At 58.5% G+C, this 13,312-nt stretch carries 20 protein-coding genes; 12 read left to right on the top strand and 8 right to left on the bottom strand.

Annotated features, from left to right (window positions below; genetic code table 11):
- Positions 1-26: 26 nt before the first annotated feature.
- On the bottom strand, positions 27-551 hold the full coding sequence (locus SynA1524_RS05370; protein ID WP_186499270.1) for an allophycocyanin subunit beta: 525 nt from the start codon (positions 549-551) through the stop codon (positions 27-29).
- Between the two features lie 221 nt (positions 552-772).
- On the opposite strand from SynA1524_RS05370, the gene glnA reads away from it, so the two are divergent.
- From glnA to SynA1524_RS05355, 3 genes are all read left to right on the top strand, one after another.
- Positions 773-2,194 carry a type I glutamate--ammonia ligase gene (gene glnA, locus SynA1524_RS05365; RefSeq protein ID WP_186499269.1) on the top strand — a complete coding sequence of 474 codons (1,422 nt, stop codon included), beginning with the start codon at positions 773-775 and terminating at the stop codon, positions 2,192-2,194.
- A 115-nt stretch (positions 2,195-2,309) separates the two neighbouring features.
- Positions 2,310-3,383 (top strand): class I SAM-dependent methyltransferase, encoded by a 1,074-nt coding sequence (locus tag SynA1524_RS05360; protein WP_186499268.1) that lies wholly within the window; start codon positions 2,310-2,312, stop codon positions 3,381-3,383.
- Positions 3,384-3,458: 75 nt separating this feature from the next.
- Positions 3,459-3,782 carry a copper-binding protein gene (locus tag SynA1524_RS05355; protein ID WP_186499267.1) on the top strand — a complete coding sequence of 108 codons (324 nt, stop codon included), beginning with the start codon at positions 3,459-3,461 and terminating at the stop codon, positions 3,780-3,782.
- Between the two features lie 22 nt (positions 3,783-3,804).
- On the opposite strand, the gene SynA1524_RS05350 is transcribed toward SynA1524_RS05355, so the two are convergent.
- Positions 3,805-4,116 carry a hypothetical protein gene (locus SynA1524_RS05350; protein WP_186499266.1) on the bottom strand — a complete coding sequence of 104 codons (312 nt, stop codon included), beginning with the start codon at positions 4,114-4,116 and terminating at the stop codon, positions 3,805-3,807.
- Here SynA1524_RS05350 and SynA1524_RS05345 point away from each other — a divergent pair.
- Positions 4,115-4,369 (top strand): DUF6439 family protein, encoded by a 255-nt coding sequence (locus SynA1524_RS05345; RefSeq protein ID WP_186499265.1) that lies wholly within the window; start codon positions 4,115-4,117, stop codon positions 4,367-4,369. The two genes, SynA1524_RS05350 and SynA1524_RS05345, sit on opposite strands and share 2 nt — an antisense overlap.
- Here the strand turns inward: SynA1524_RS05345 and SynA1524_RS05340 are convergent.
- Both SynA1524_RS05340 and SynA1524_RS05335 read right to left on the bottom strand, forming a co-directional pair.
- On the bottom strand, positions 4,329-4,781 hold the full coding sequence (locus SynA1524_RS05340) for an ATP-binding protein (protein WP_186499524.1): 453 nt from the start codon (positions 4,779-4,781) through the stop codon (positions 4,329-4,331). The genes SynA1524_RS05345 and SynA1524_RS05340 overlap by 41 nt on opposite strands.
- A gap of 79 nt (positions 4,782-4,860) precedes the next feature.
- Complete coding sequence (locus SynA1524_RS05335; protein WP_186499523.1) at positions 4,861-5,595, bottom strand: GUN4 domain-containing protein; 735 nt, start codon at positions 5,593-5,595, stop codon at positions 4,861-4,863.
- A gap of 40 nt (positions 5,596-5,635) precedes the next feature.
- Here SynA1524_RS05335 and mnmH point away from each other — a divergent pair, with 40 nt between their 5' ends.
- The 6 genes from mnmH (at position 5,636) to SynA1524_RS05305 (ending at position 9,800) form a co-directional block, all read left to right on the top strand.
- The gene (gene mnmH / locus SynA1524_RS05330) at positions 5,636-6,679 is read left to right on the top strand and encodes a tRNA 2-selenouridine(34) synthase MnmH (protein WP_186499264.1); all 1,044 of its coding nucleotides are present in this window, start codon (positions 5,636-5,638) and stop codon (positions 6,677-6,679) included.
- A 25-nt stretch (positions 6,680-6,704) separates the two neighbouring features.
- Entirely contained in the window at positions 6,705-7,088 is a 384-nt protein-coding gene (gene psb28 / locus SynA1524_RS05325) for a photosystem II reaction center protein Psb28 (protein ID WP_186499263.1), read from the top strand.
- Entirely contained in the window at positions 7,085-8,161 is a 1,077-nt protein-coding gene (locus SynA1524_RS05320; protein ID WP_186499262.1) for an AI-2E family transporter, read from the top strand. Before psb28 ends, SynA1524_RS05320 begins: the two co-directional genes overlap by 4 nt.
- Complete coding sequence (locus tag SynA1524_RS05315) at positions 8,158-9,168, top strand: AI-2E family transporter (protein ID WP_186499261.1); 1,011 nt, start codon at positions 8,158-8,160, stop codon at positions 9,166-9,168. Before SynA1524_RS05320 ends, SynA1524_RS05315 begins: the two co-directional genes overlap by 4 nt.
- Before the next feature lie 133 nt (positions 9,169-9,301).
- Entirely contained in the window at positions 9,302-9,481 is a 180-nt protein-coding gene (locus SynA1524_RS05310; protein WP_186499260.1) for a DUF8681 family protein, read from the top strand.
- Between the two features lie 115 nt (positions 9,482-9,596).
- Positions 9,597-9,800 carry a hypothetical protein gene (locus SynA1524_RS05305; RefSeq protein ID WP_186499259.1) on the top strand — a complete coding sequence of 68 codons (204 nt, stop codon included), beginning with the start codon at positions 9,597-9,599 and terminating at the stop codon, positions 9,798-9,800.
- 916 nt (positions 9,801-10,716) lie between these two features.
- On the opposite strand, the gene SynA1524_RS05300 is transcribed toward SynA1524_RS05305, so the two are convergent.
- Positions 10,717-10,962 (bottom strand): DUF2973 domain-containing protein, encoded by a 246-nt coding sequence (locus SynA1524_RS05300; RefSeq protein ID WP_353616578.1) that lies wholly within the window; start codon positions 10,960-10,962, stop codon positions 10,717-10,719.
- Positions 10,963-10,996: 34 nt separating this feature from the next.
- Between SynA1524_RS05300 and SynA1524_RS05295 the strand changes: the two genes are divergently transcribed.
- Positions 10,997-11,248 carry a hypothetical protein gene (locus SynA1524_RS05295; protein WP_222930514.1) on the top strand — a complete coding sequence of 84 codons (252 nt, stop codon included), beginning with the start codon at positions 10,997-10,999 and terminating at the stop codon, positions 11,246-11,248.
- A gap of 288 nt (positions 11,249-11,536) precedes the next feature.
- Here SynA1524_RS05295 and SynA1524_RS05290 read toward each other — a convergent pair whose 3' ends face one another.
- A complete protein-coding gene (locus SynA1524_RS05290) occupies positions 11,537-11,797 on the bottom strand; it encodes a DUF8643 family protein (protein ID WP_186499258.1) in 261 nt (86 codons plus the stop codon).
- A gap of 117 nt (positions 11,798-11,914) precedes the next feature.
- Between SynA1524_RS05290 and SynA1524_RS05285 the strand changes: the two genes are divergently transcribed.
- Positions 11,915-12,133: a hypothetical protein gene (locus SynA1524_RS05285; RefSeq protein WP_286188737.1), complete on the top strand. Its 219-nt coding sequence runs from the start codon at positions 11,915-11,917 to the stop codon at positions 12,131-12,133.
- Here the strand turns inward: SynA1524_RS05285 and SynA1524_RS05280 are convergent.
- The gene (locus SynA1524_RS05280; protein ID WP_186499256.1) at positions 12,124-12,342 is read right to left on the bottom strand and encodes a hypothetical protein; all 219 of its coding nucleotides are present in this window, start codon (positions 12,340-12,342) and stop codon (positions 12,124-12,126) included. The genes SynA1524_RS05285 and SynA1524_RS05280 overlap by 10 nt on opposite strands.
- A complete protein-coding gene (secF, locus tag SynA1524_RS05275) occupies positions 12,329-13,309 on the bottom strand; it encodes a protein translocase subunit SecF (RefSeq protein ID WP_186499255.1) in 981 nt (326 codons plus the stop codon). Before secF ends, SynA1524_RS05280 begins: the two co-directional genes overlap by 14 nt.
- Positions 13,310-13,312: the final 3 nt, after the last annotated feature.

Raw genomic sequence — 13,312 nt, 5'->3', positions numbered from 1 at the left:
ATTGCAACGGATAAAGCACGCCGTGCTCAGCGCTGCCGAACATTCGTTTCAGCAAGACCACGGGCCATGTGATCAAACGGTGCAGCAACAACCGCCAGACGAGCTGACTCAACCCCTGCGGCCTGAAGGCGCTCAACGATCACCTCACCCAAAAGGACGATGCTGCGAACCGTTGGCCCTGTGGGCACGCCCAAACTTTTGTAAGTGTCGTCCAGACCGTTGAGCACCCTTTCGTTCAAAATTGTGCTGTCTGCCGCAACCAGTGCGTAACTGGCATAACGAAGGAAATAGTCCATATCCCGCAGGCAGGCCGCAAGGCGTCGGGTGGTGTAAGCATTCCCACCCGGGAGGAGGAGTTCCGGCTCATCACGGAACAACCGCTGACTCGCCTCGCGCACGATTTCAGCCGCTTCCCGGTTGATCAGCTCCACGGCCTGAATCCGCAGGGACGATTCATCGAGGTACGTTTCGATGCTGTCGATCGCCGAGCGGTCCAGATACCGTCCCAGTTGGTCGTAACGGCCGATCAGTCCACCGATGGCGTCGCGCATGCTCTGGAGTCTCCAGACAATCCTGGCTGAAGGTAACACTGCTTCAAGGCTGAGAACCCGCTTCAGGCCTGTGATTCAGGGAAGTTGACAGAAACGGTTACGAGAGTGACAACACGTGCCTGAACGAACGAAAGCACATTAAAAAATGTGCGCATTGATACAAAACAGGGCATAACGGCTCCTTACGGTCGTCTTTATCACTCCTTTTCGGTTCAAGCTCCATGGCCAAAACCCCTCAGGACGTCCTTCGACAGATCAAGGACGAAGGCATTGAGCTGATCGACCTGAAGTTCACCGATCTCCATGGCAAGTGGCAACACCTGACGGTGTGCACCGATCTGCTGGAGGAGGACTCCTTTACCGAAGGACTGGCTTTTGACGGTTCCTCCATCCGCGGCTGGAAATCGATCAACGCCTCCGACATGGCAATGGTTCCCGATGCCAGCACCGCCTGGATCGATCCGTTCTACCGCCACAAAACCCTGAGCATGATCTGCTCCATTAAGGAGCCGCGCAGTGGTGAGGCCTACGACCGCTGTCCCCGTGCCCTGGCCCAACGAGCTCTGAACCACCTGAGCTCCACCGGCCTGGCCGACACGGCCTTCTTCGGGCCAGAGCCCGAGTTCTTTCTCTTCGACGACGTTCGCTACAACTCCAGCGAAGGCGGGGCGTTCTACAGCGTTGACACCATCGAAGCTCCCTGGAACACCGGGCGCCTGGAAGAGGGTGGAAACCTGGCCTACAAAATTCAGCTGAAAGAGGGGTATTTCCCCGTCGCCCCCAACGACACCGCTCAGGACATCCGCTCAGAGATGCTCCTGTTGATGGGCCAGCTGGGGATCCCCACCGAAAAACACCACCACGAGGTGGCCGGTGCCGGACAGCACGAGCTCGGCATGAAATTCGCCGAACTGATCCAGGCCGCGGACAACGTCATGACGTACAAGTACGTCGTGCGCAACGTGGCGAAGAAGTACGGCAAGACAGCCACCTTCATGCCCAAGCCGGTCTTCAACGACAACGGCTCCGGCATGCACGTACACCAGAGCCTGTGGAAGGGTGGCCAGCCGCTGTTCTTCGGTGAAGGCACTTACGCCAATCTGTCGCAGACCGCGCGTTGGTACATCGGTGGAATCCTGAAGCATGCTCCGGCATTCCTGGCCTTCACCAACCCCACCACCAACAGCTACAAGCGCCTGGTGCCTGGTTTTGAAGCACCGGTGAACCTCGTGTACTCCGAAGGCAACCGCTCAGCTGCGGTTCGTATCCCTCTCACCGGCCCCAGCCCCAAGGCCAAGCGCCTCGAATTCCGTTCCGGTGATGCCCTGGCCAATCCTTATCTGGCCTTCAGCGCCATGGTGATGGCGGGCCTAGATGGCATCAAAAACCAGATCGATCCCGGCGATGGTGAAGACCGTGATCTGTTTGAACTGCCTGCTGAAGAGCTGGCCAAGATCGCCACGGTGCCCCCATCCCTGAATGGTGCCCTGGAAGCTCTCAATGCCGATCGTGGCTTCCTCACTGCTGGCGGCGTCTTCAGCGACGATTTCATCGACAACTGGATCGATCTCAAATACGAAGAAGTCCAGCAACTGCGTCAGCGCCCTCATCCCCACGAGTTCGCGATGTACTACGACGCCTGATCCAAAAATTGGGTGTTGATCGGCCCGCCTCCACGGAGGCGGGTTTTTTTGTGGATCAAGGGTGACGCGGTTTCGCGACACATTCGCTGGAATAACTGCTTAGTGCATCGATGGAATGGCGACCACGCCCTTCAGCAAGCTGGCCTACAAGACCCTGCAACAGGGCAAGGGAATCGCAGGTCTGGCCCACAAGGAGCTGAGCACCAAGCTGATGGAGCTGCTGGCCCCCGACGCCGTTCCCAGCACCGAGAGCGTTCCCCCTGATCTGCTGAAGGACCTGCGCAGCTCCATGGCTCAGCTGGAGGATCGCGACTGGGATGAAGCGCAGCAGGGCACCTATCCAGAATCCCAGTTGTTTGATGCTCCCTGGCTGGACTGGGCCAGCCGCTATCCCCTTGTCTGGCTTGACCTGCCGTCCACCTGGAATCGCCGTAAGGAACGCAACATTTGCGATCTCCCCAAGAACACCGATCGCAGCCTGTTTCCCGACTACTACCTGCAGAATTTCCATCATCAAACAGATGGATATCTCAGCGACCACTCCGCAGGTCTTTACGACCTCCAGGTCGAAATTCTGTTCAATGGAACCGCTGATGCGATGCGGCGCCGGGTGCTGGCACCGTTGAAAAGGGGCCTCAAGCATTTTTCCGATCGCAGTCCGTCGTCTCTGCGGGTGCTCGACATAGCCACCGGAACGGGTCGAACCCTCCACCAGATCCGTGGTGCCCTTCCCCATGCCGAACTCATCGGGGCCGACCTTTCTGAGGCCTACCTTCGCCAGGCGAACCGCTGGCTCAACAATGGGCAATCTCCCTTGGTGCAGCTGATTCGTGCCAATGGGGAAACACTTCCCTTCGCTGATGAAGGGCTGCAGGGAGCCACCTGTGTCTACCTCCTGCACGAGCTGCCTGCTGAGGCCCGCCAGAACGTGATCAACGAAGCCTGGCGGGTGCTCGAACCCGGTGGTGTTTTCGTTCTTGCTGATTCCGTTCAGCTGGCTGATTCACCGCAATTCCACGTGGCGATGGACAATTTCCGCCGCGTTTTCCATGAGCCGTACTACCGCGACTACATCGCGGACGACATTGATGCTCGTCTGACCAAGGCCGGTTTCGAGGCCGTGACCGCTGAAACCCACTTCATGACACGGGTCTGGAGTTCCAGAAAACCCGCTCAGCCATCCACCTGAATGCATTCGCTGACACCCTCCCTTGCATGACGGCGCCAGGGCCATAGGGTGTACTAGTTGCCGAAGGGGACACCCATGACCAATCCCTTCCGACTCCGCTGGCTCCAGGGCTGGACCTTCCAAGTTGTTCTGATGGAAGGTCATGTTCAAGTCGAAGCCAATGGTTTTGGGATTCGGCTGCGCACAGCCGTGCTTCCTGGGGAAAGTCCCCAAAGCGCTGCCGATCGCTTGGTTCTCTCCGAAGATCGTCGTCGTCGGGCTCTCCATCACGCTTGGCTGCGTGGTCAGGAACTCCAGCAACCCACGGATCGATCGACGTCCTCACCTCAAACCAGCTCCAGCGAGACCTTGGTTTCTCTCGTGGTCGTTGGCCAGGATTCTTCTAAGGTTGCGGCCTGAATATTCAGCAGCATCACGGCAATCAGCGGTTCAGTAGCCAGGCAAGACCGAACCCTGTTCCTCCCCAGCGCAGTCCCCGCCAGAACCTCAGACCAGATTCAGGGGTCATCGTCCATCCGTCGATCTTCAACGCGAGCAATCGGTGTCCCATCTCCAGACGCTGTTGACCGCGCCTTGCGGCAACACCTCCGGCACTTTTCACCGCCAGAGACTGCACACGTCCCACTTGCAACAACTGGCTGCTGGCATGGAGCCAGCCCAGGGGTCGTGGTTGCTGTGCCATCCAAGGGATGTCGGCTTCCACGAAACTAGACAGACAATGCGGTAGTCCCATGGACCGACACCAATCGGATTGGCCCGATCAGGCCCTGACCAGTAGCCGCAACCTGCACGCCATGCTCAGCATTGACGATCGCAGCTGGCATCGCCTGAAGAGCCGCTGGGATCGACGGGGCGCTGAACTGCTCAGCGCTGCATTGGTGAAACTGCTCAGTGAAGGTGAGCGAGACGACGTCAAGGCACTGACGGAGCAAGCCCTGGGCTGGATCAGTGGAGAGCTGAAAGATCCGGGCTGTCCGCATCATTGAGCGGCCGCCGACAGGCAAGTTGCAGACGATTGCCCCGACGGCTCCAGCGCACGTCATCGAAACACTGGTGGATCAGGAAGAGGCCCCGTCCACTGAGGGCTTCAGGTTGCTCAGGCAGCGTGGCAGCACGGGCATTCGGCGGTAAGCCGCTGCCCTCATCCTGCACTTGCCACACCAACCAGTTCGGCGTTGTGATGCGCCGCACCCGCAGCCGTTTGCCTGGATCCTCCTCATTGCCGTGGCGCACAGCATTCACCAGCGCCTCATGCAGCCCCAGTTCGACCCGCTGGCAGGTCATCAAACAACCCACGGGCTCGATCAGCAGCTCCAACAATGGAGACAACTGCAAGGTAGAAGGCAAAACAAAATCAGCCCAGCGAAACTGTCGCTGGGACTTTGCCGCAGAACCCATGGATGCACTGGAGGAAGCCTGCTGCAGGATCAAGACCAGGCGGCTTCAGCTCTGTTCTGAACTTACCGGTTCTCAGCGATCAGGACAGGCCCGTTGAGCCTCGATGCGTCACGAGATCGGGATGATTGAGCAACGCATCCATGAGGCGAACCCCCCGCAGTTGGTTGATCAGGGGCATGTGCCCTTCAGGTGCCTCAATCGTCCAGGTGAAGGACCCTGGATAGCGGGTCCAGGTACCGTCCAGTTTCCAACCGATCCGAGGCCAGAGCCGGTCATAACGCCCGTCCAATCCCGCCAACAATCTGGCCTGCATGGAAAAACCGAAGCGCCCCTGTGAATACACCGTCCACAACCGATCCAGGCTCACCAGATCGAGCCCGGCCATGGCTGGAACCTCACTGAAATAGACATAACCTCTCGCTTCCGCCGCAGGACCAGCCAGCTGACGCAAGACGGAACTGGTGGTCCGATCGGCTGTTTCGAAGTCCTCACCAAGCAGGGCTTGCTGCAACGGGCTGTAGTCGAAACCAAACGCAGATGCCACGCTCAGCCATCCTTCAGGCGTGGACGACAACAGTTCAGCAAGGTGGTCAGGCTGATGCCGCCTGATCACTTGAAGGATCCAGCCCGGAGCCCAGTCGGCACCCTTCCGATCAAACGGGGCAAGGACATCTGAGCCAAGGCTGACCAGGTCGGCCGACCTTGATTCCAGGGACTTGATCAGGGAACGACGCTGGCGGGGACTCCCATTCGCCAGCCGGTCGATCAGCTGTTCAGGCGTTGACGTCGTGGTGGGTGTTGAACCGGAGAGCATGAGTAGCAACCGGCCCTGACTGGCGCGGCGTTGGCCCACTATGTCAGGCATGAGAGACGCCCGGCACCTCACGATCGATCAGCTGCGGCAACAGCGCGGTCCGCTGGTGGATGTGCGCAGCCCATCGGAGTTCGACAAGGGGCACTGGCCTGGAGCCATCAATCTTCCGCTGTTCAGCGATGCAGAACGGGCCGAGGTCGGCACCAGTTACAAGCAGCAGGGACGGTTGCCTGCCATCCATCTCGGACTATCGATCACAGGTCCAAAACTTTCGGCGCTGGCTGGAGAGCTGGAACGTCTGAGGGACCTTGGGACTCCGAGGCTTTACTGCTGGAGAGGTGGCATGCGCTCCGCCAGCATGGCTTGGTTGGCTAGTCAGATTGATCTGACGCCAACGCTTCTGATCGGCGGTTACAAGGCCTATCGCCGCTGGGCTCAGGTGCAATTCGAGCGGCCATGGCCGCTGCGGTTGATGGGAGGCCGCACCGGAACCGGCAAAACGGATCTCCTCTTGGCCCTGCAGCAACGCGGAATCGCGATCGTGGATCTTGAGGGGCTGGCCCATCACAGAGGTAGCAGTTTCGGAGGACTGGGTCTGCCGCCACAACCCTCCACAGAGCACTACGAGAACCACCTGGCGGAATGCCTTGATCAGCATCGACTGGCCAGGGCTGAAGCCATCTGGCTGGAAGCCGAGAGCATTCAGGTGGGACGCTGCCGAATCCCAAAGGCCCTGTTCGATCAGATGCAGAAAGCTCCTGTTCTCGAGATTCAACGCAGCCTGAGCGAACGGGTGAACCAATTGGTGGGGGTGTACGGCCACCAGGGCATGGATGTACTGGCCGAGGCAACCCAGCGCATCAGCCGGCGTCTGGGTCCTCAGCGGACGACCCAGGCCCTGAAGGCCATCGCTGAAGGGGATTGGGCCACGGCCTGCAGAGCCACCCTGGCCTACTACGACCGGTGCTACGACCACGAACTCGAACGGTCACCACAGCGCCGAAGCGTGGACATCAGTGGACTCAGCATTGAGCAGGCATCAGATCATCTGCTGGCAACTGGAGCACTGACTGAAACCGTTTAGGATCCCGCTTCCCGAAAGGACGGCCATGGCTAAGGCGTCGATTCAGTTTTTCCGCGGCATCGACGAGCCCGTCGTCCCCGATATCCGTCTGACCCGCAGCCGTGATGGGGTCACCGGTCAAGCAACCTTTCGCTTCGAACAGCCCGCGGCGATTGCTCCTGAAACGATGGGCGACATCACCGGAATGTGGATGGTGGATGAAGAAGGGGAGATGGTCACCAGAGAAATCAACGGCAAATTCGTAAACGGCACAGCAAGTGCCCTTGAAGCCGTTTACTCATGGAAATCCGTACAGGACTTCGAGCGGTTTATGCGCTTCGCCCAGCGCTACGCCGAAGCCAACGGTCTGGGCTATTCCCAAAATCAGAATTCCGATCAAACTGACGGAGACGCAAACGCTGAGGCTTGAGCTTTCCCCAGGCACTGTCCCTTGCAGCACTGATTGCTGCAAGTCTCATCCTGTGGAACCTGCGTCAATGGTTGCTGCTGTTGTTTGCCGCCATCGTGCTGGCGCTTGCCCTTTGCAGCCTGGTGGATGCACTGCAACGGCGCTTCCCCATACGTCGGCCCGTGGCGCTGCTGGCCAGCCTGAGCGGACTTGGACTCCTTTTCACTGTGCTGATGGCGGTGTTGGTGCCACCGTTCATTGATGAGTTCGCCCTGCTGCTTCAAAAGCTCCCCCAAGCGGCCCGAGCACTGCTGCAGCTCGGTCTGAGTGGTCTTGATCAAGTCAGCGATGCGCTGTACGGCGTCGATGCCATGCCAGACCTCGAACAGCTGGGGCTGCAGAACCAACCGATCCTGCCCGACACTTCAACGCTGGCCTCGGGGGTGGGCAGCGGCCTGATCGGACTGCTCGGACTGGCCGGAAATTTGGGAAGCGCGGGCTTGAGTCTTCTGTTCGTGGTTGCAGCCGCACTGATGGTGGCCGTTCAACCGCAGCCCTATCGGCAGGTGGGAATTTTGCTCGTGCCCTCGTTCTATCGCCGCCGGGCCAACCAGATCCTCACGCTCTGCGGAGAAGCGCTCAACAGCTGGATGGTGGGTGTGGGCATCAGCTCCCTTGCTGTGTTTTTGCTCTGCGGGATCGCACTCTGGCTTCTCGGGGTCAAGCTTGTCCTGGCCAATGCCTTGCTGGCCGGTGTGCTGAACGTGATTCCCAATGTCGGCCCCACCATGAGCACAGTGTTTCCCATGGCGGTGGCTCTGCTGGACGCCCCCTGGAAAGCGGCCGCGGTCCTTGGGGCTTATGTGGTGATCCAGAACCTGGAGAGCTATGTGATCACCCCGTCGGTGATGCACCATCAGGTGAAGCTTTTGCCGGGCCTCACCCTGGCTGCCCAAGTGTTGTTCACGGTGGTATTTGGCCCCCTCGGCTTGTTGATGGCCCTGCCCCTTGCCGTGGTGCTGCAGGTGTTGATTGGAGAGGTGTTAATCAACGATGTCCTCAACCGCTGGACAACCGTGAGGATGCGCCCATGACCGCGCAATCAGCTCTGCTGAGCCTGACCTTTGTTGTTCTGGCCCTGCTGATCTGGCAGCTGCGCTGGGTGTTGCTGGTGCTGTTCGGAGCCGTGGTTGTGGCCGTTGCCCTGGATGTGCTGATCCATCAGCTCCAGGACCGCAGCCGTCTGGCCCGGCCCCAGGCCTTGCTCGTCGTACTGGCGGGTCTGCTGCTGGCAGGTCTGATCATTGGCCAGCTGCTGCTGCCGGAACTGATCACCCAGACCCAACAACTGGGGAAGGATCTGCCGGAGCTGGTCAACAAGCTGTCTGGATGGCTGGGGGACGATCCCCGATTCGCCGCGCTGAATCAGGCCTTCGGTCCTGGTGTGAGTCCTGAAAATCTGCAATCGGTGGGGCGTCAGTTGCTGGGAGTGGCGGGAGGAGCAGCGAACTCGCTGATCCAGGTGCTGTTGATGGTCCTGCTGGCCATCCTGCTGGCCCTGGATCCCTCCTCCCATCGCGGCATGGTGGTGGCCATCACCCCACGTCCGGCACGGGAGCAGATGGCACTGCTTCTGAATGAAAGCCGCCAGGCACTTGGCGGTTGGCTCACCGGAATGACCCTGTCCGCCACAACGGTGTTTCTGCTCACCTGGGGAGGGTTGCTTTTGCTCAAGGCGCCCTTGGCGCTTCTCAGCGCTCTGGTGTGCGGACTTCTGACCTTTGTTCCCACGATCGGACCGACGGCAGCGACCTTGCTGCCCACGGGCCTGGCCCTTCTGCAATCACCACAGCTTGTGGTGTCTGTGCTGGTGTATCGGTTGATCTTGCAGAACCTTGAGGCCTTTCTGCTCACGCCACTGCTGCTGCGGAAAACGATGAATCTTCTGCCGACGGTGGCCCTGATGGCGCAGCTGAGCCTCGGTGCCCTGCTGGGACTGCCAGGAGTCCTGCTGGCTCTTCCTCTCGTTGTCGTGCTGCAGGTCTTGATGCAGCGGGTGGTGGTGCAGCAGGTGATGGATCGTTGGTCATCCCGCGCCTGACTGCAATGAAGAAAGGCTTTCTGCTGCTCCTTCAACGACTCTTCGGGAAGACGCGAAAGATGCCACTGCATACGCCAGAAGAGTTGGAGTGCTTCAAGCGCGACGCCATCGAGAATCGTCGGAAGCACTACTAATGCAAGGAGCGTTGGAGTTGGGTCTCGTTGCCCTGCTGTTTCTCGGTCTGCAGGTTTGGTGGCTCAGCAAGGTTTTCCTCAACCGCCCTAGACAGCCCAAGCCGATTGGCAAACCGATGCGAGCCAACACGCTTCAAGGCAAGCGGAACGCTCTTCAACGGTTGTTCGATCAATCCTGATCAGCAGCAAGCACCAGCTGCTTCGGAATGCGCGACAGACCTGGGAGCACTCCTAGGCATCAACACTGATTGACGTCTCTGGATGATGAACACATCCGACTCATTGATCAGGTCAATGACCACGCTTCTGGAAAAGCTCGCAGCCCAACTCAACAGCGTTCGAGCCAAGGCTGTGATCTGCCCACAGGAGATCGAAGCTGCGAGAATCAAGAAACCCATCCATCTCCCTAGAAATACTGGAGTGGATAACTCCATTCACATTGGTCCCAAAGGCGGTCGTTACCGCATCAACGGCAGCGGACGAAAGGTTTACATCTGAGGTGGATCAACAAGCGCATGCTTCTTTGGGATGCGCCTCAGAACAGCAGCAACGTATTTCTGCCAGCAATCGCCCACGCCGTCGACGATCAGGATTGAAATGGTTTTTCCAATGGGTTAGTAGCGGGCATGGATCGGATCTGTCACGTCTGCGTCACAAATATGGGTCCTTTCTCTGCAGTGCTGTGTGGGTGATGTCGTATCGCCTTCACGATTCAGCGTCAGACCAGTTTTGACTGAGTAGCTCCTTCAGCCCCTGCAAGATCGACTGATAGCACTGCGAGGAGATGCAGCAGTGATGGGTCGTGCGGCACTGCCCCGTCAGCAATGGAGGGGGCTAGTGGCTTCCTGCGCTAAGCCGTCCCTATAAGGCGCAGCCCAAAAGCCTTAATAGGTAAAAAGACAGCACAAATTTTCTGAGTCTGACTGCTACGCGATGCCAGACGATGGACCGCTGGTCGTGGTCACGGCCGACGACGACGTTGGCTTTGGGATGTCACTCGCCAAGACGTCTGTTGTCCTGAACACAGGTTTAGGAGACGTTATGGAAGAAATCCTTGATCCCAAAAAACCCTGGAATATCGCGTACGCGGCCTGGGGCATCAACCTAAAAAGAGGGCCTGCAACGCACCGTCCTGCAACCGGGTGGTCGTCGCAGCAGCACCGAGAGAGCGACTCGGGAGCTGGCAGAAACCAGTCTTTACTGCTTTTAAAGACTCCGTAGGGACTGTTTTTGCGCCTTCATGTCGTCTTCCACTAACAAGAAAGAATCCGTAGTTTGCAGCTTGCGCCAGAATCGTCCGTCAGGCTTGAGATGCGGAGTCGAATCGCTCGGGAAGCGTCGGCGCGACCGATGTCTCCCTCGGCTCCGCGGTCAGCGGCAGAAGCCTCAACGACATTGAAGCATTTTCCCTGTCTCAGCCTGCATCAGGAGCCCAGTCTTCCTGCTTCACGTCCTGAAAGCGAACCGACCAAAGCTCCTCATCGGTGACATTGCCGTTGTCATCCAACAATTCAGGATGCACCGTGCGTAGGCCTGTTCGGTCTGATTTGAACGACTTCGAAACGTTAGACGACACTCTCATAATGCGAAAAGCCTGGAGCAACAATCCGATGAACAGTGCCGCGTAAATCAACGGGAAAAGGACTCCAAGCACAAACATTAATTAGGTAGTTACAAAACTTTAACGACCTGATGTGCTTGCCGTGATTCCTATGGCCATCCAAGCGGCCCACAACGATCTGCTGCTGACCTTACCTGCGAGTCGCCGATCGAACACTTCGGCCACGAACATGCCGACAATCGACCAAATTATTGCCATGAAAGACGACATCAAGCTGGTCACAGCCTTCCTGGTACTGAATTTTTCGGTCGTGGCACTTGCCATCGCCGGTTACCAGAAGTCGGGGATGCGGCTCGGCGCAGTGCTCAGCCATCTCACGAGTTGAGTTCGGAGAACCGTCCCACAGGTCTGGTTGGGGCTTGCGTAGACCATCAGCAATGACTGATTCATCCATGACTGTTCATCTCTCGAATGGCTGTTCGATTGGCACCATGATTGACGATGGTGTTCATCGGCCGTTTCGTGCGCTGGCTTGTTCCTTGACGGTCACCAAAAAGGATGAATCCCCATTGGATTCAGAACAATGCCGTCGTGCACGTCGATATGAGCTACAGGACTTATTTGCTTGATTGATTGCTTGTACCAAAACCCAACATCATCAAAGCTGTGGAGATCAAACGTGCGCCGCAGCCTCTTCGTGAATGTTGCCCATGGTGTTTTTAAGGTTGCCGATATCCAACAGCCCCTCAGCACTGAACCAAGGTGCATTTGACCAACTGAAACCCTCACCAAAGGTGTTGTCGGGCGCAACAACGTACCAATGACAATCAACGTCGGGCACATCGACGGAACATTGCGACCAATCGCTCTCCCACTGAGGGACCTGAACCCACATGACGGCTGCAAGAACCAGCGACATCAGAGCTTGCAGCATGAGCCAGATAAGACAGTACTGAGACGCTAACCGAATTGGTCGGGATCTGTTGCCGAGTTCTGCCGAGCCGCGGTCCCATACGGTGGAGCTTGTCTGCCTGGACAGCCTGCCTTGGATGTGATCTTCAACTTCAGCCGCTACGAGGAGCTGAGACAGGCTGTGCTGCAACTTGTTCGCGAAAACCTTGACCCAGACCTTCTCTACGAGGAAGCGGAAGAGCTGTTCGAATCCTGGTGGGCATCCAATGCGTCCGACGGCCATTGGAATGATGACGTCAAACGACGCATCTGGTCGTCAATCTGGAGTGAATTCGGCGTGAGGACCGCTCAGGCATAACGACGCCAGAGCGACGGTGATCCCATCAGCACAGCGACTGCCAGGACGTGATGACGAACGGCAAACAGCAGACTGGTGAGGGTGAAGTGGTCCAGCAGCAGCAGGATATCGGTTTTTAGATCTGCCAACGCCAGCAACACAAGCAACAAAGGCCACCAACGCGCTGATCGCCGAACGACCTGCGGTAGGTGACGTTCAGACTTCGGCACGGGGCTCCCACAGCGTGAGCAACGAAGGAGCCAGCGCAATGCTGGACCAGCTGCCCACCACCACCCCCAAGGCCAGAGCGATGGCAAACCAGTACAAAGTGGCGCCACCGAAGAAGATCAGCGCGAGAAGTGGCAGCAATGTTGTCCCGCTGGTGTACAGGGTGCGGGTGAGGGTTGCCGACACCGCCTGATCCACCTGCTCGGACAGCCCAAGGCCTGCACCATCACGGGCCCGCTCCCGAATCCGATCAAACACGACCACCGTGTCGTTCACGGAATAACCGGCAATGGTGAGGAGAGCCACTGCAAAAAGGCTGTCGACCTCCAGCTGCATCAACAGCCCCAGCCAGGCGAAGACGCCAGAAACAATGAGGACATCGTGGGCAAGAGCCACCAGCGCCAGGAAGGCATAGCGGCCGTCGTAGCGGAAAGAGATGTAGAGGGCGATTCCGCTGAACGCCACCACAAGGGAGATCAGCGTGCTGCGCAGCAATTGACGCCCCAAACTCGGACCGATTGTGTCGACGGACTGTCCACCGGCCACGAAGGGGCCGGCAATCGGTTCAACAGCAGCAATCAGGGCCTGACCCTGAGCAGCCGTCAGCGTGGGCACACGCTGCACTAGCGACTGGCCTCCGTCGAGCAATTGCACCCGTGCCGAACGGAGATTGGGGACGGGGTCGTCCTCCTCGACCGGCAGCGACAACGACTGAACGATGCTGGAGACTGCAATGGACTTCAGATCCCTGCAGCTCTCGCCGCAGTCGCGCTCCAACTGGATCTGCGTTCCCCCGGTGAAATCAAGCCCCGGACGCAGCGGTGCAGCAATGTCTGGATTCAGCCAGCAGCTGATCAGCCCGCCCAAGGCCACCAGCATCGTCAGCCCCGAGACCAACCAGACCCGACCTCGGGAGGCGCTCAACGGCAGGCGCAGAACCACAGTGGTGTTAGGCGTGGACATGGCCATCGA

Source organism: Synechococcus sp. A15-24 (assembly GCF_014280195.1).
Lineage (GTDB): Bacteria > Cyanobacteriota > Cyanobacteriia > PCC-6307 > Cyanobiaceae > Parasynechococcus.
The sequence above is the reverse complement of the archived record's forward strand: the minus strand, read 5'-3'. Positions and strand labels throughout refer to the sequence as shown.